At 39.6% G+C, this 16,119-nt stretch carries 15 protein-coding genes; 9 read left to right on the forward strand and 6 right to left on the reverse strand.

The annotated features are described in order from the left end of the window. From HP439_RS11690 to HP439_RS11700, 3 genes are all read right to left on the reverse strand, one after another. A partial coding sequence (locus tag HP439_RS11690; RefSeq protein ID WP_484592845.1) for an aspartate carbamoyltransferase occupies positions 1 to 581 on the reverse strand: 581 nt, incomplete at its 3' end. Positions 582 to 605: 24 nt separating this feature from the next. Continuing rightward, on the reverse strand, positions 606 to 1,151 hold the full coding sequence (pyrR, locus tag HP439_RS11695; RefSeq protein WP_172390521.1) for a bifunctional pyr operon transcriptional regulator/uracil phosphoribosyltransferase PyrR: 546 nt from the start codon (positions 1,149 to 1,151) through the stop codon (positions 606 to 608). 110 nt (positions 1,152 to 1,261) lie between these two features. Continuing rightward, positions 1,262 to 4,291, reverse strand: coding sequence for a glycosyltransferase family 117 protein (locus HP439_RS11700; protein WP_172390522.1), 3,030 nt, complete (start codon positions 4,289 to 4,291; stop codon positions 1,262 to 1,264). Positions 4,292 to 4,919: 628 nt separating this feature from the next. On the opposite strand from HP439_RS11700, the gene HP439_RS11705 reads away from it, so the two are divergent. From HP439_RS11705 to pth, 3 genes are all read left to right on the forward strand, one after another. After that, positions 4,920 to 5,876, forward strand: coding sequence for a ribose-phosphate pyrophosphokinase (locus tag HP439_RS11705; protein ID WP_172390523.1), 957 nt, complete (start codon positions 4,920 to 4,922; stop codon positions 5,874 to 5,876). A 130-nt stretch (positions 5,877 to 6,006) separates the two neighbouring features. Then, the gene (locus tag HP439_RS11710) at positions 6,007 to 6,603 is read left to right on the forward strand and encodes a 50S ribosomal protein L25/general stress protein Ctc (protein WP_172390524.1); all 597 of its coding nucleotides are present in this window, start codon (positions 6,007 to 6,009) and stop codon (positions 6,601 to 6,603) included. A gap of 82 nt (positions 6,604 to 6,685) precedes the next feature. Continuing rightward, on the forward strand, positions 6,686 to 7,249 hold the full coding sequence (pth, locus tag HP439_RS11715) for an aminoacyl-tRNA hydrolase (protein ID WP_172390525.1): 564 nt from the start codon (positions 6,686 to 6,688) through the stop codon (positions 7,247 to 7,249). 73 nt (positions 7,250 to 7,322) lie between these two features. Here the strand turns inward: pth and HP439_RS11720 are convergent, their stop codons facing one another. Further along, entirely contained in the window at positions 7,323 to 8,606 is a 1,284-nt protein-coding gene (locus HP439_RS11720; RefSeq protein ID WP_172390526.1) for a M56 family metallopeptidase, read from the reverse strand. Positions 8,607 to 8,609: 3 nt separating this feature from the next. Next, a complete protein-coding gene (locus tag HP439_RS11725; RefSeq protein ID WP_172390527.1) occupies positions 8,610 to 8,969 on the reverse strand; it encodes a BlaI/MecI/CopY family transcriptional regulator in 360 nt (119 codons plus the stop codon). Positions 8,970 to 9,397: 428 nt separating this feature from the next. On the opposite strand from HP439_RS11725, the gene HP439_RS11730 reads away from it, so the two are divergent. Continuing rightward, positions 9,398 to 10,684: a citrate synthase gene (locus HP439_RS11730; RefSeq protein WP_172390528.1), complete on the forward strand. Its 1,287-nt coding sequence runs from the start codon at positions 9,398 to 9,400 to the stop codon at positions 10,682 to 10,684. Between the two features lie 76 nt (positions 10,685 to 10,760). Here the strand turns inward: HP439_RS11730 and HP439_RS11735 are convergent, their stop codons facing one another. Then, on the reverse strand, positions 10,761 to 11,537 hold the full coding sequence (locus tag HP439_RS11735) for an META domain-containing protein (protein WP_172390529.1): 777 nt from the start codon (positions 11,535 to 11,537) through the stop codon (positions 10,761 to 10,763). Positions 11,538 to 11,807: 270 nt separating this feature from the next. Between HP439_RS11735 and HP439_RS11740 the strand changes: the two genes are divergently transcribed. The 5 genes from HP439_RS11740 to HP439_RS11760 form a co-directional block, all read left to right on the forward strand. After that, positions 11,808 to 12,881, forward strand: a complete 1,074-nt coding sequence (locus tag HP439_RS11740) for a complex I subunit 1/NuoH family protein (protein WP_172390530.1) — start codon at positions 11,808 to 11,810, stop codon at positions 12,879 to 12,881. A 3-nt stretch (positions 12,882 to 12,884) separates the two neighbouring features. Continuing rightward, on the forward strand, positions 12,885 to 13,448 hold the full coding sequence (locus HP439_RS11745) for a 4Fe-4S binding protein (protein ID WP_172390531.1): 564 nt from the start codon (positions 12,885 to 12,887) through the stop codon (positions 13,446 to 13,448). Next, complete coding sequence (locus HP439_RS11750; protein WP_172390532.1) at positions 13,448 to 13,996, forward strand: NADH-quinone oxidoreductase subunit J family protein; 549 nt, start codon at positions 13,448 to 13,450, stop codon at positions 13,994 to 13,996. Before HP439_RS11745 ends, HP439_RS11750 begins: the two co-directional genes overlap by 1 nt. Continuing rightward, positions 13,993 to 14,298 (forward strand): NADH-quinone oxidoreductase subunit NuoK, encoded by a 306-nt coding sequence (gene nuoK, locus HP439_RS11755; RefSeq protein WP_172390533.1) that lies wholly within the window; start codon positions 13,993 to 13,995, stop codon positions 14,296 to 14,298. The genes HP439_RS11750 and nuoK overlap by 4 nt, the downstream gene beginning before the upstream one ends. Further along, a partial coding sequence (locus HP439_RS11760; RefSeq protein ID WP_172390534.1) for an NADH-quinone oxidoreductase subunit L occupies positions 14,298 to 16,119 on the forward strand: 1,822 nt, incomplete at its 3' end. The genes nuoK and HP439_RS11760, both read left to right, overlap by 1 nt.

The raw sequence follows: 16,119 nt of genomic DNA on the forward strand, positions 1-16,119 counted from the left end.
CCACACACCATGACCTCTGCACCCTGCTTTTGAAGGCATAAAATATTTGATAGAGCAACTCGAGAATGTAAAATATCTCCGATAATTGCTACTTTCCGTCCTGCAACATCTCCAAATCGTTCACGAATCGAAAATGAGTCTAAAAGTGCTTGCGTAGGGTGCTCATGCGCCCCGTCTCCAGCATTTACAATCTGCGCTTCAACATGCTTACTTAAAAAGACCCCTGCCCCAGCATAGGGATGACGCATCACAATCATATCCACTTTCATGGCTAAGATATTATTGACCGTATCAATTAACGTTTCTCCTTTGCTTACCGACGAAGATGACGCCGCGAAATTGACGATATCCGCAGAAAGTCGTTTTTCAGCTAATTCAAACGATAATCGCGTCCTAGTGGAATTTTCAAAAAATACATTTGCAATCGTAATATCGCGCAAAGACGGAACTTTCTTTATAGGACGATTAAGTACTTCTTTAAAATTTGCTGCTGTATCGAGAATCAACTGAATATCGTTCTCATTCAAATCTTTAATACCTAAAAGGTGTCGTGTACTAAGTTGCTCGGTTGTTGTTGACATTTTATATAGGATTTTCTGGAGCTTCTATTTTTTTTCTGTTATCAGTACAATGCTGTCTTTATCATCAATCTCCTGCCAGCTAACAATAACTTTTTGCGAGTCGATAGAATCAACCTGTATACCGATATAATCAGGCTGGATAGGTATCTGCCTTGAAAAACGACGATCGACTAAAACTAATAACTCCATCTTTTCGCTTCGTCCAAATGACTGCATTGCATCCATAGCAGAACGAATTGTGCGTCCTGTCCACAGGACGTCATCTATTAGAATTACGTCCTTTCCATCGACGATAAAATCAATTTCAGTACTATTTGCTATAAGTGGATTTGAGCCTTTCATTCGAAAGTCATCGCGGTAGAAGGTGATATCCAGAACACCCAAGGCTATGTCCTTTCCGGTCATGATTGCAATTTCTTTCTGAATACGTTTAGCTAAATAGGTACCGCGCGGTTGAATTCCGATTAACACAGCATTGGAAAAATCGCCATGATTTTCAATCAGTTGTTGACATAGTCGTTTGATTGTAATCTGAAATTTGGCTCCTTCTAATAAAATCGATTGTTTCATTATGGGGTTGTTTGGGCAAACTTACGGTATTTTTTCGTAAAAATCCGCATCTCTGCCTTAATAAAATAGGAAAAGAGAATGGCCATCTTTCGATAGCCATTTCAGTATTTTTATTCACCTGCTTCTTGGAAGTATTGAATATATTTCTGATAAAGTTCATCGGACAACTTCTTATCCTCCGCGGAGCCGACTTGATCGAGAAGTTGCTTATACCGCTGTATCGAGGCCAGGCCAAAACGCATATTCCTGAATTCAAGATTGGATTTTGTTTCGGCAACAGCCTCGTAATACGCCATATTTTCCTTCACAAACTGCAGGTTACGTCTAGCGATCTCTCCCGCTTTAGCCGATTCACCTACTTTATACATCACTTCAAGCAACGGAACGTAGCTCATCACATCGGACATCAAATAAGGTTTCTTCGGCATATCTTGATAAGCATCAAGCGCTAATTTTTTGGCTTTTTCAGTCTCCCCTGAAGCCAATAATTGTTGTCCTGTTTGCCCATATATAGAACCTACGTACATGCTAATATATCGGTAGGAGTCTGGATCAATATAAGACGCATTCGCTACGTTACCCCATGAGAATTTGTTCAATACATTTTCATAGGTTTGATCAACATTAATAATTGAACTTGGATCACCTTCATTCAGCCCCATCTCTATAGGCATCAACCGATAAGCAAAACCTTCACTCACCAAGAACCGATCTAATCCCATATAATTACTCTCCGGTGTGGTGATAGTAAAATAAATAGGGCGTTTCCAATTGTTATTTGCCAATATCGACAACATAGACAACTCAGCACGACTCACATAATTTTGACTATACGTCCAGCGCATAGTATCCGTAACTGCAGATTCCCATTCTTTAGGAACGACATTATTTGCTAATACCGCTTGTTTATCAATAGCTAATTCCATTTTTTTGGTCGGAAGCAAATTCACAAACTCACCGCTCTGTAGCTGCGCCTTATTTTGAGGATTATCTGAAAGCATGACCTTCATCAAATCTTGAACAGGTACATAACCTGGAATATTATAATCCTGGTAGTAAATCACATCACGAACACCGTCTTTTATGAGTTCAGGATCAATATTTATTGGCAAGGCATCCGCATCATTGACTTTTTCCATCATTTGTTTCATATACCAATCCGCACTTAACAAACTTAAATTCACAACGCGAACATCTGTCCGAAATCCTTCAACCTCCTGTACATACCACAACGGATATGTATCGTTGTCTCCATAACTAAATAGAATAGCGTTTGGCGCACAAGATTCCAAATAGTTCCTGGCCATATCTCTCGCGAGAGATTTTTCCGAACGATTATGATCATCATGGTTCTGCGCGATCAGGATAACCGGACCTGCAAGTACACCAACTGCTGCGGCGACATATCCAGCAACCTTGACATTGGTCTTTTTCCTCAAGAAATCTGCAATAGCAATAACACCTAAACCGATCCATATACTAAAAGCGTAGAAAGAACCTGCATAAGCATAATCTCGTTCCCTTGGTTGCAATGGTGTCTGATTCAAATAAAGAACAATTGCAATTCCTGTAAAGAAAAACAATAACCCTACAACTCCCGCATCACGCTGCCTTCTCCCAAAATGCCAAAACGCACCAATTAGACCGATTATCAACGGTAAGAAAAAATACGTGTTTCGAGAAGGATCTTCTTTTGCGGAAACTGGCAGAGCACTTTGTCCGCCAACCAACAAATTATCAATAGGTTTTATGCCCGAAATCCAATTTCCCTCGGTGTATGACCCATGCCCTTGCTGATCGTTTTGCCGCCCGGCGAAATTCCATAAAAAATAACGCCCATACATATGCCCTATCTGATACCCGAAAAAGAACTTTATATTATCCGCAAAGGTAGGTGCATCATTAGGCCCTAAGCCTAAGAACTCTCGGTAAAAATCTGGATGACCATTTTTCTCACTATATACTCGCGGGAATAAAGTTTCCTTATCATACGTATAAGACGGGTTGCGTTTCGCTACGACATACTTTTCTCCGTCTTTTCTATAAACCTTTTTTCCATCTTCAGCTCCAGTGACCTTAGAGTCAAAAAAACGTCCTTTGAACAATGGTTCATCGCCATACTGTTCTCTGTTTAAGTAACTTAAAAATGTAAAAGCGTTGTCTGGATCGCTATTATTCAATGTAGGATCGGCTTTTGCGCGAATCATAATCATTGCGAATGAACTGTATCCTAACAATATAAAACATGTTGATATTAAAGCTATATTTAAAAGTGGTTTGGATTTTTTAATCGAATAATAAATTCCATAGACTAGTCCCCCAATGAGAAGAATTGCAAAGAAGGCAACACCATATCCGAACCCTGTCCCTAATGTGTTCACAAAAAACAGATCAAAATACGCGGCAAATTTTACAGAAAATTGGATAATCCCCCAAAGAATAAAGCCGAGTACAACTACTCCCAATGCAAGAGAACGAAAAATCCCACTATTGGTAGCTTGTTTAGTTTTCCGGAAATAAATTACTAATGCAATAGCGGGAATTACCAACAGGTTCAAAAGGTGAACTCCGATAGATAGCCCCATAATATATGCGATCAATATAATCCATTTATCTGCGCGAGGTTCATCAGCAGACGCTTCCCATTTTAATATAGCCCAAAAAACCACAGCCGTACATAAAGAAGACATTGCATAAACTTCAGCTTCAACGGCTGAAAACCAAAATGTATCGGTAAATGCGTAAGCTAGCGCGCCCACTACCCCAGAAGCCATAACAATAAAAACCTCGCTAGAGGCAAGATCTTTCTGAGATGACACGCCAACAAATACCTTTCTGGCTAGCGCGGTAATAGTCCAAAATAAAAAAAGAATCGTCAGCCCACTACACACCGCTGAGCCGATATTCATCCAAAAAGCAATACGATTAACATCGCCCATTGCTAAGTTCGAGAACACATTTTCCACCATTAAAAAAAGAGGGGCTCCCGGCTGATGTACAATTTGCATCTTAAACGCAGAGGCTATAAACTCCCCACAATCCCACCAACTAACTGTACGCTCAACAGTCGCTACATAGACAATTGTGGCGATTGCCGCACAGATCCATCCCAAAAGGTTGTTAATCTTATTGTATTTCATCGTATTTTGATAAGGTATTCCTATATTATGGCTCGAAAATAAGGAATACAAATCGACTATTAAATATTATTTACAACTTTTAACCAAAGTTTTTACAAAGTATACCTCATTTAACAACGATTGCCTAACGGCATCAGCTTTTTAATCGGGAAAAATATCCCGCTGAAAATCAGCTACGATACGGAATAACGCAAAAAAAGTTTTGGAAAAAATAAAATCAGCCGTATATTTGCATCGTCAAAACAAAACAACCGTTGCGTTATGGCAGATGATTGTCCGATAGTATAAGGGTAGTACAAGTGATTTTGGTTCATTCAGTCTAGGTTCGAATCCTAGTCGGACAACAAAAAAAGAGAGCATGTTTGCTCTCTTTTTTTGTTTCAATTAAACTCCTCTCCCGTATCACTTTACCTTATAAAAAGTATTTTGTTTTCTGAAACATTTGGCTAACTTTGCCCCCAATACGAAGAAGCGTAGTTTAAAAATAATTTGTCCGATAGTATAAGGGTAGTACAAGTGATTTTGGTTCATTCAGTCTAGGTTCGAATCCTAGTCGGACAACATTTTTAATTATCTTCAGGTAGCAACACTGGAAAAATTGAGTTAATCCAACATAAAATCACGCATAATGCCTTTGCAATTTAACACGGTGAAACTGTTCGCTGGTTCAGGAACAGTGGAGTTAGCTGAAAAAATCTCCAAATCTTATGGCAAGCCTCTTGGCGACATGACCTTGTCGAAATTCAGTGACGGAGAAATCCAGCCATTTTACAACGAATCTGTCCGCGGAAGCGACATATTCTTAATCCAATCAACCAACCAACCTGCCGACAATCTTCTTGAACTCCTGCTAATGATTGATGCCGCTAAAAGGGCTTCAGCGCATTATATCACGGTAGTTGTTCCTTATTTTGGTTTTGCTCGTCAAGACAGAAAAGATAAGCCTCGTGTAGCTATTGGTGCTAAATTAATTGCAAACTTGATCATGGCTGCTGGTGCACACCGCATCATGACGATGGACCTTCACGCAGCGCAAATCCAAGGTTTTTTCGATATCCCAGTGGATCACCTTGATGGATCGATCATCTTCGTACCTTATATCAAGTCCTTGAAACTTCCGAACCTGACGATAGCGTCCCCAGACATGGGTGGATCGTATCGCGCACGTACATTTGCGAAATTTTTTAACGCAGAAGTTATCATTTGTGATAAACGTCGTAAACGTGCTAACGAAATCGAATCGATGTCGATTATCGGAGATGTCACTGGCCAAGATGTTGTTTTAATTGACGACATCTGCGACACAGCAGGTACGCTATCAAAAGCTGCAGCTTTAATTATGGAAAACGGCGCAAATTCTGTAAGAGCAGTATGTACACATGCGGTACTTTCAGGAAAAGCCTATGAAACAATCGAAAATTCTGTACTATCAGAAATGATTGTTACAGACACGATCCGCCTCAACCCAGAAAAAGCCAAATCTTGCACAAAGATTAGACTACTTTCGACTGCCGACTTATTTGCTGGCGCTATTAAAAACGTTAACGAACACGGATCAATATCTGATCTATTCGAAATAGAATAACGTTTCCTACGAACTTAATTAAATCGATAAGGGTGAGCATTTTACATGTTCACCCTTTATATTTTCGAACTTCCTTTCAGATGTGAAAAAAATAACTTATTTTTGCACCTCAAATTTAATATATAAAATAATGAAATCAATTGCTATTAGCGGTTCTGCAAGACAGAACGTAGGGAAAAGAGATGCAAAGGAATTGCGTTACCAAGGTCAAGTACCGGCAGTTCTTTATGGTGGAAAAGAACAAACCCACCTTTCTGTGTCCGCAGCTGATTTGAAGTCAATTCTTTATACTTCAGAAGTTGTATTCATAGAATTGAACATCGAAGGCGCTACAAAAAAGGCTATCGTTCAGGAAGCACAATTCCACCCACTTACAGACGTAGTCACTCACGTCGACTTTTTAGAATTGTTCGATGACAAAGAAGTTTCTATGAACATTCCTATCACGTTAACAGGAACATCTCCTGGTGTTAAATTGGGTGGTAAATTAGTTCAAAAATTACGTAGTTTACGTGTAAAAGCATTACCGAACAACCTTCCTCAGGAAATCCTAGTCCCTTTAGAGTCTTTGGAAGTTGGTAAATCATTCCGCGTTGAACAAGCGAAATTAGAAAACGCAATAATTTTAAACAACAGTGACGATACAATCGTATCAGTAATCATGTCACGTGCTTTACGTCAAGCAGAGCAAGAGGCAGCTAAAGCAGCTGTTAAAGGTAAAAAATAACATTTAACCTCCGGGGCACCTAAAGGCATCGAACAATCGATGCCTTTTTTATTATCAATCAATTTTTGTCTACTTTTGCGCCATGAACTTTTTAATTGTTGGATTAGGAAATATCGGTAGAGAATACGAGGACACACGTCATAACATTGGGTTTATGGTTGTAAATGAAGTTGCCAAAAATGCTGGAGCGACCTGGTCTATACTTAAACTGGCGTATTATACAGAATTCAAACAACGCGGCCGGAATGTATATATGATCAAACCAACAACTTTCATGAATCTAAGTGGTAAAGCCGTCAATTATTGGATGCAGCAACTAAAAGTACCAATCGAAAACGTGTTGGTTGTTGTCGACGACTTAGCGATACCATTTGGGTCGTTGCGCATCAAACCTAAAGGATCTGCCGCTGGTCACAATGGCTTACGTTCTATTGAACAAAGCTGTGGGGGACAGAACTACCCGCGCTTGCGCTTTGGTATTGGAGACAACTACCCTAAGGGACGACAAGTCGATTATGTATTAGGGCCCTTCGACGATGATGAACAAAAAGACCTCCCGGCTTTAATAGACCATGCCGAGAAGATGGTTCATAGCTTCGTAAATATAGGCATTGGACTTACCATGACGAATTTGAACACAAAATAAGGGAACGATAATTTCGCTCCCTTTCTCTACCTAAAATATTTAGGATTTTACTTTTCAATCTTTTCCTATAATACTATTTCTTGTGTTGAGCCTCTCTTGCCTTCGTATCTATCGTATCCTTTAGAACCACTTCAACGACCCCTCCGGAAACTTTATCTCCAAAGCGTTCTTTGGCTTTATCGCCTTTCCACACGTTCACAGTGTGAATATCATTCGGATCAATAGTAGACAGACTGTCCTTATCTATTTGCTTTCCATTAACGAGATACACAGGTTTCAAATCTTGATCGTGTTTTTGTTTCGTTTTGGTATCCTCAGTTTTTCCGACCTCGACCATCTCAATCCTTGGCTCAACAACCTTCTGGCTCGCTGGCTTCCGTTTATTTTCCTGGACAACCGTAGGTTCTACAACGGTGTCGGATAATGCTACGAAAACCTCCCTGCCCTTACCCAAAGGTAATTCTGAGGCTTTAAATACAACTTGCTCAATTTGGGCCTCGGCCCTGTTCACAGTAAATGCTCCGGCCGAAAAAATAATAACCGGAAGTAAGAAGGCGTACTTCGTTAACTGTAACTTCGATGAGCGTTTTTTATTCATCATCATAATGCGCGTTTTTAAAACTTTAAAATTAAATTGATTACTCAGAGTCACTGAGGTTCCCTCTCTTGTGACTCGCAACAAAGAATACTGATAAGTTTGTCGATCGACACCCTTATTTAGAACCTGTTGATCAGTCAGAAATTCCAAATTTTGACGTACAGCGCTGCGCATCAGCCATACGAAGGGATTATACCAACATCCTACCAGCAGCATTTCAAAGCATAATATATCCATACTGTGAAGGCCTTTCACATGAATATTCTCATGCTCGAAAATATTTTGGAGTTCTAACTCCTTGTGTTGCTCAATATGAAGGTAAATTCTATTAAAAAAAGAAAAAGGTGCAACAGGAAATAGTACGTTCCGAAAAAAATATTTCTCCCAAGTAGCATCTAACGAATAATAATGTACACGCAACAGACTCAAGATCTGTAAAACAAACCGACACGAAAAAATGAATACTCCCATAAAGATCACAAGCTGCATCAACGTAGCAAATGTATAATTCGACGCATTTTTCGTCTGATCGTTAAGAAATGGTAAATACACGTCAACCCGAGCGGCCGGAGATACACCATTAGAAAACAAAGAACTTAAATCTAAAAATGGGTAGGTCAACGAGAAGACTATCCCGGTAAAAAAATAGAAGCGATTCAATTTATAGAATGTGAGATTCTTTAATAGCAAATGATATCCCCAAAAGACGATCGTCAAAAGAACGTTCACTTGAATAACATATATCAGAAATGAACCCATAACTTATTTTTTGTCTTGTATCAACTTCATGATCTCCTCCAGTTCTGCGGGAGAGAGTTTCTGCTGCTCTACAAAAAATGAAACCATTTCTTTATAGGAGTTTCGAAAATAGTCGCCTACAAAACCGTTCATAAATTTCGCCTTATATTCTTCTTCACTAATGGCCGGATCATAACGTTTGGCATTAGCAAACTTTACCGCTTTCACATACCCCTTTCGTTCTAAATTCCGTACTGTCGATGCCAAGGTAGTATATGGAGGCCGCTCGCCCTTTAAGTTCTCAAGGATTTCCTTTACAAATCCGCCGCCTAACTGCCAGATAGACAGCATCGCTTCTTCTTCTTGTATTGTTAATTTTTCCATACCATTACGAATCTTTCATAAAGCTACGATATTTTCGTAGTGTATTCAAAATATATTTTATGTTTTTTTTTCTAAAAGAAAAAAACAACTATAAAACACAGCTCATTTCAAGAAAAATATAGCACTTTGCACGCGCATTTGATCTTCTTTTGTTTTATTGACCACTATTCACGCTAAAAATAATGTGAGTTACGATGCGATTTCACAAAACGACACGTCAAAATTCCAAACGGGTATCTAATAGAAACATTGAATAAACGTCAAAAACACATTATTTCATAAACCCTACGAGATACAGCGTACCCATCGCCCCTCCGAAGCAACTATTGATAAAGTCCTAAAATGACCGATTTGTGTCATTTTAATTCAAATACGCCTTCGAAATTAAACTTGATTTTTTTACATTTGTAGAAACTAGTATAATAAACATGTCGGATAAAGCAACAATAAATCTAGGTGGTGCTTCCTTTGAAGCGCCAATTATTATTGGTACTGAAAACGAAAACGCTATTGACATCTCTAAACTCAGAGATCAAACGGGATATATCACGTTAGACCCAGGATTCAAAAATACAGGTGCAACTAAAAGCGCCATCACATTTTTGGATGGTGAAGAAGGCGTTTTACGCTATAGAGGGTATCCAATTGAGCAATTAGCTGAAAAATCCACTTTTTTAGAAGTCGCCTATCTTTTAATTTACGGCGAGCTTCCTAGTAAAGAAGTTTTGGAGAAATTTCGTTCAGATATCAGGAAACAGATGATGATCCATGAAGATATGAAAAACTTCTTCGTAGGCTTCCCTTCTAAGTCCCACCCTATGGGTCAACTTTCCTGTCTGGTAGGTGCCCTTTCGGCGTTTTACCCCGAATCATTGAATCCTAACGCAACTGACGAGGAAGAGAACAAGACTATCATCAACCTGTTGGCAAAAATGCCGACTATTGTATCATGGATTCAAAAGAAGTCGTTAGGTCAACCGGTTGTATACCCTAAAAACAATTTAGGATATATTGAAAACTTCTTAAACATGATTTTTGGAGAAGTTACAGGAGAGACAACGATCGAACCAGTCGTGATCAGTGCAATGCATAAATTATTAATTTTGCACGCAGACCACGAACAAAATTGTTCTACATCAACAGTCCGCATTGTAGGTTCATCGAATGCGAATCTTTATGCGTCAGTCTCCGCAGGTATCAATGCGCTATGGGGTCCGCTTCATGGTGGAGCAAACCAAGCGGTAATTGAAATGCTTGAAGCTATTAAAAATGATGGAGGTGATGCTGAGAAATATTTAGCGAAAGCAAAAGACAAAAATGATCCTTTCCGTTTAATGGGATTTGGTCATCGAGTTTATAAGAACTTCGATCCTCGTGCTAAAATAATTAAGAAAGCATGTGACGATATCCTCGAAAAATTAGGCGTTAATGATCCTGTTCTGGACATCGCCAAGAAACTTGAGGCAGCGGCATTAAGTGATCCATACTTCATAGATAGAAAGTTATATCCGAATGTTGATTTCTATTCAGGTATCATTTATCGTGCCCTAGGATTCCAATCGGATATGTTTACAGTATTATTCGCTTTAGGACGTCTTCCGGGGTGGATAGCTCAATGGAAAGAAATGCGTGACAACAAAGAGCCTATCGGCCGTCCTCGTCAAGTTTATACCGGCGAGACTACACGTGACTATGTAGATTTCGATAAAAGATAATCTCACCACACTAAGTAAAAAAGCCCGAGTTTTGAGAATTCGGGCTTTTTTAGCTAACAAAAATCGCTTTCCTCGGTTAGCTCTTTTTTAACCGCATCACAACAATATCATCCGCAATCAGAGTTAATTCTGCATCATTCGTGCTAAAAGAGGTCACGCGTTCAAGGTTTTTAAAGAAAACGTTTTCTGCCGTTCCTGGGCATGCCATCTTTGTGGACATCACAGGACCGAATTTTAAAGTACTACCTTCAATGACAACGCTTCCATTAAATCTATTGCACCCGCCGTTTCCACTAACCTTGTTATTCGCGACGTCAAAGGTCATACTCGGCTTCTTAACCGGAAATAACGTATCTAAAGAAGATCCCGCTTCCATAATATAGTCCAATTCCCAGGTGCCAGCTAGGTCGTTCTGCGCCTGTTCAAATATCTTGAACTTCGCAAGCAAAGCCCCTTTCGAGGAAAACGTCAAAGCACTATCAGAAACTGTATAGCTATCTGCGGTTTCAAAAAGCTTACCTAACCCTTGCTCAATCGTCATATCTGGGCAGGCCATCATTGTTGACATTCCCCGCTCAAACTTAATACCGTGGTTTTTTAACAATTCATATTCACCACCAATGCCATTACACCCACCAGAAGCGCTGTACCGGTTGCCCTCAGTCAATAACTCAAGATACGGTGTTTTACCATTTATTTTTTCTGCAACGGGATTTCCGCTCAACTCAACAAGTTGCCATTTCTTTCCCAATAACTGGGTCCTATCATCGTTTGTCATCGTGTTTTTCTTCGTTGCACATCCAACTAGTATCGCGGTGCAAATGACTAGATAACCCCATCTCATTCGTTTCATAAATTTCAAAATATTGTAAATAATAAAGTATTAACATCAGAACGAATACTTTGTTTTAAATGCTACACGTAGCTTATTTTATAATCGCAATTTTTCATTCAATCCGAGTACCCGCACGGGCTTATTCAATCGCAGGAAAGTCTGAAGGAAAGGCATCCTTGAGGCAGAATTTTAATTATCCAGTAAATTAGTATATTTTTTTAAATCTCATGGCCTTTTGCTACGTTTTGCGTATGTTTGCATCCAATTAAGAATAATTCTAAAAAGAAATTGCCTGATCTGATTATCCATATTATTATTCCTATTGCAATATTCCTATTTATTGCCACTTTCACGCTATTTGCAGTTTATGCCGAGCGAAAGATCGCCGGCTTTTTACAGGATCGCCTAGGACCAATGGAAACGGGTAAATATGGTATTGTTCAGACAGTTGCTGATATTCTAAAGCTCCTCCAAAAAGAATTTATAACGCCATCTGCCGCAGATAAAATACTCTTTGCGATTGCCCCAATTGTTATCTTTGTAGCTGTTTTCATTGGATACAGTGTTGTCCCTTGGGCACCAGATTTTATCCCAGCGAATACGAACACAGGGCTTTTTTTTCTAATGGCGGTGGTCTCAATCGACGCTATCGGCATATTAATGGCCGGATGGGGCTCAAATAACAAGTATTCGTTACTGGGGTCTATTCGGGCAATAGCACAAATGGTATCCTACGAAATTCCAGTTGGACTATGCTTAATCGCGGCCGTGATGGTCACACAAACGCTGAACCTAAACGACATTGCTTTCTTACAAGGGGTTAAATCTCCGGAACAGATATTCTTCTTCGGGTTCTGGGATGTGACCAAAATCGGAGGTGTCTTTGCTTGGCATATTTTTCAGGCACCGCACCTAATAGTAGTATATATGATTTTCTTTCTAGCAACACTTGCTGAATGTAATCGCGCACCGTTTGACATCCCTGAAGCAGAATCTGAACTTATCGGCGGATTTCATACTGAGTATGGAGGCATTAAATTTGCTTTCTTATTTTTGGCGGAGTATGCGATGATGTTTTTAGTCGCTATCTTAGGTGTTGTCATTTTTCTTGGTGCCTGGAACACGCCTCTACCAAATATTGGCAACATACGGCTAGCAGATTGGACGACAGGCTTAGGATGGGGATTATTTTGGACATTTTCAAAATCTCTACTTGTCGTAGGGATCCAAATATGGATACGTTGGACATTGCCACGGTTTAGAGCTGATCAACTGATGACACTTTGTTGGAAAATATTAATTCCCATTAGTTTTTTATGCTTAGCAATATCAGGACTGTGGAGAATATTTGTAATGCTATAACTCTTGGTACTTAAAACGACTATACAAGGCTTTCTGACAGCTGTTAAAGGTTTACTTTTAACGGTGAGACATCTTTTTGCTGCTCGAAAATCAAGAGAGTCTCTTGATATCCGTGATGACAACTATTTTGAGAAACAGAACGGAGTGGCAACGGTGCAGTTCCCAAAACAAAAAATGCCTATCCCCGAGGTTGCACGCTATCAACTTGAAGTAGAGATTGACGACTGCATTGTTTGCGATTTATGCGCAAAGGCGTGTCCTGTAGACTGTATCGATATCATTTCGATTAAATCGCCGCAAGCAATAGGGAATACCTCGGACGGAAGCGTCAAAAGGCTATATCCAGAAAAATTCGACATCGACATGGCGAAATGCATGTATTGTGGCCTATGCACCGTTGTATGCCCAACAGAATGTATCACCATGACCAACAAGTACGATCGTAGTACGCAAAAATTAACCGATTTAATTTACGGTTTTTCTGAAATGACCGAGGAAGAAATTGCCCAACGTAAACAAGAATGGACACTATTCCAAGCTGAGAAGGAGGCGGCGAAAAAAAAATAATGACAATAGAAACAATCATATTTTATGTTTTCGCAGCAATGGCTATCGGAGCTGGATTGCTACTCGTAAATATTAAAAACACAGCAAGGGCGCTTTTTTTATTGTTCGTCGTGTTATTTTCAATGGCAGGACTTTATTTATTTGCATTAGCTGACTTTATCGCTATAACACAAATATTAATATATGTAGGCGGGGTATTGATACTTCTTATTTTTGCCTTTATGCTATCTAGTAAAGAACTTCTTGAAGATCTGCAAACATCTTCAACACGTTTTGTCTCGCTCCCGAATTGGCAATCACTACTGATCTCGACTACTTTCCTTTGCATAATAATATATATATTTATTGACTGGTCCGAGAAAATCCCAAGTTGGATCGAACAATCTATTGCACAAGGAACTGTTATTCAAACTTCAGATAATAACATTGAGCTATTAGGCTTCAAATTTATGACACAATACCTATTGCCGTTCGAGGTAATATCAATATTCTTGATGATGGCCCTCATCGGAGCTGCTCACTTATCCAGAAAGGAAGATACAGTATGATTACACTCACTCACTTTTTAATTGTCAGTGGATGTATATTTTGCATCGGACTGTACGCGGTGGTGGCAAAACGAAATGCTATTATGATCTTAGTAGGCGTTGAGCTTATGATAAATGCTTCCATTCTCAACTTCGTTGCTTTCTCAAAATATGACAAGACGAACTATGGCGGCCAAATATTTGCATTATTTGCTATCGTCCTCGCGGCGGCGGCGGTAGCAGTTGGTCTTGCGATTATTCTTAACGTATACCGTCATTTCAACACTATAAATCCTAAAAACATTCATGAATTAAAGGACTAGTGAACAATCTACTACACATATCACCTATTTATGCCAGCCTTCTGGTCGCTCTGCTTCCTTTTGTTGCTTTCCTCGTGCAGGCAATACTAGGCAAAAGGGAAACCTCAGGTAACATTAGTTTAGTGGCAATTATATTAAGTACATTATTGTGTATATTCTACGTGTTACCTCAAGTTTGGAATGAAGCTGAACAAACACTTAAAATACAGTGGTTTGCCATTGGTAAGCATAAACTCCTGATAGGTGTCCTCTTGAACAATCTGACCGTTCTCATGCAGATTATCGTATGTATCATCGCTCTACCCGTTCATATTTATTCTAAGGCCTACATGAAAGGGGATCCCGGGCTCCATCGTTACTGGATGTACTTAAGCCTTTTTTGCTTCGCAATGTTGAGTTTAACCATTTCTGTAAATCTATTTCAATCCTACATTTTTTGGGAACTCGTAGGTTTTGCTTCTTACCTTTTAATCGGGTATTGGTTTACCAAAGACTCGGCCGTCCAAGCCAATAAAAAAGCTTTTCTGGTAAATAGAATCGGTGATATTGGTTTTTTGATTGGAATCGCTTTAGTCTATTCAAATATAGGAACCCTAGATTTAACACTCTTATTTGGATCTAACGGGATATTTGAGCGTGGTATTTTACTCGAGGGGCAGATTACACCGCTAGATAAATCCGCCTCGTGGCTTACTTGGGCAGGATTATGTTTCTTTTTGGGTGCTATGGCAAAATCCGCACAGTTTCCATTACACATCTGGCTCCCAGAGGCGATGGAGGGCCCAACGTCGGTATCTTCACTTATTCATGCTGCGACCATGGTCGCCGCGGGAGTATTCCTACTTTGTACAATCTTTCCGCTGTTCAACGACGACGTTCTTGTTATTATTACGATAATTGGAACCATTACTGCATTCTCGGCAGCAATTTTTGCCCTCGGACAACAAGATATAAAAAAGATACTTGCGTTCTCTACAATCTCCCAACTGGGTTTTATGATGGTAGGCGTCGGCATTGGATCATGGGACAGCGCGATGTTCCATCTAAGTACACATGCGTTTTTTAAATGTTTGCTGTTTTTATGTGCAGGCGCTGTAATTCACGAAATGGCTCACTTTACGAAACAGGCAAACATAGATATCGACCCACAGGATCTCCGTAACATGGGCGGATTACGTAAACACATGCCTAAAACTTTCCTGTGCATGAGTCTTGCATCATTATCTTTAGCAGGTTTTCCACTAACTGCCGGCTACCTATCAAAAGACAGTATCATTATTAGCGCTTTTGAGTGGGGAATCTACCGTGGTGGGTGGTCTATATCGGTGGCAATTATCCTTATTATCGTAAGTATACTTACCGCATTTTACATTGGTCGATTAATCTGGAAAGCATTCTTTGGAGATTTTCGTTTTTCCAACCTCCTTCGTCAAGGACACAGCGTGCATGAAGCCCCACTATTAATGCTAGTGCCAATGATCTTTCTTGCTTTTTGTTGTTTTGCACCTGTCTTTGGTTTACAACCATTTGATTACCATGCAACGTGGATAATGCAAGGACTGGATGCGCCCACAACCTATCCGGTAATACATATGGCTCATCTGTATATCCCAAGTATTTTAACATTCGGTGCTATATTATCTTGGGTGATTGGATGGAATTGGTATGCAAAACGAAAGTATCCATTTTCACCAGATAACAAATTGGTATTATTCGCCAACAATCAGTTTTATCTCAATGAATTTAACGAGTTCGTTTTTGTAAAAAACATAAAGCGAGTCAGTCGAGCGCTTTATTTCGTTGATCGAAAAATCGTTGACG

This window comes from Sphingobacterium shayense (genome assembly GCF_013179575.1).
Classification (GTDB): Bacteria; Bacteroidota; Bacteroidia; order Sphingobacteriales; family Sphingobacteriaceae; genus Sphingobacterium; species Sphingobacterium shayense.

Bases quoted from the DNA above. Each gene is read 5' to 3' on its own strand.
- pth (WP_172390525.1), top strand. From the start codon at position 6,686: ATGAACTTTTTAATTGTTGGATTAGGAAATATCGGTAGAGAATACGAG.
- nuoK (WP_172390533.1), top strand. From the start codon at position 13,993: ATGATTACACTCACTCACTTTTTAATTGTCAGTGGATGTATATTTTGC.
- HP439_RS11710 (WP_172390524.1), top strand. From the start codon at position 6,007: ATGAAATCAATTGCTATTAGCGGTTCTGCAAGACAGAACGTAGGGAAA.
- HP439_RS11735 (WP_172390529.1), bottom strand. From the start codon at position 11,537: ATGAAACGAATGAGATGGGGTTATCTAGTCATTTGCACCGCGATACTA.
- HP439_RS11720 (WP_172390526.1), bottom strand. From the start codon at position 8,606: ATGGGTTCATTTCTGATATATGTTATTCAAGTGAACGTTCTTTTGACG.
- HP439_RS11700 (WP_172390522.1), bottom strand. From the start codon at position 4,291: ATGAAATACAATAAGATTAACAACCTTTTGGGATGGATCTGTGCGGCA.
- pyrR (WP_172390521.1), bottom strand. From the start codon at position 1,151: ATGAAACAATCGATTTTATTAGAAGGAGCCAAATTTCAGATTACAATC.
- HP439_RS11750 (WP_172390532.1), top strand. From the start codon at position 13,448: ATGACAATAGAAACAATCATATTTTATGTTTTCGCAGCAATGGCTATC.
- HP439_RS11730 (WP_172390528.1), top strand. From the start codon at position 9,398: ATGTCGGATAAAGCAACAATAAATCTAGGTGGTGCTTCCTTTGAAGCG.
- HP439_RS11705 (WP_172390523.1), top strand. From the start codon at position 4,920: ATGCCTTTGCAATTTAACACGGTGAAACTGTTCGCTGGTTCAGGAACA.
- HP439_RS11725 (WP_172390527.1), bottom strand. From the start codon at position 8,969: ATGGAAAAATTAACAATACAAGAAGAAGAAGCGATGCTGTCTATCTGG.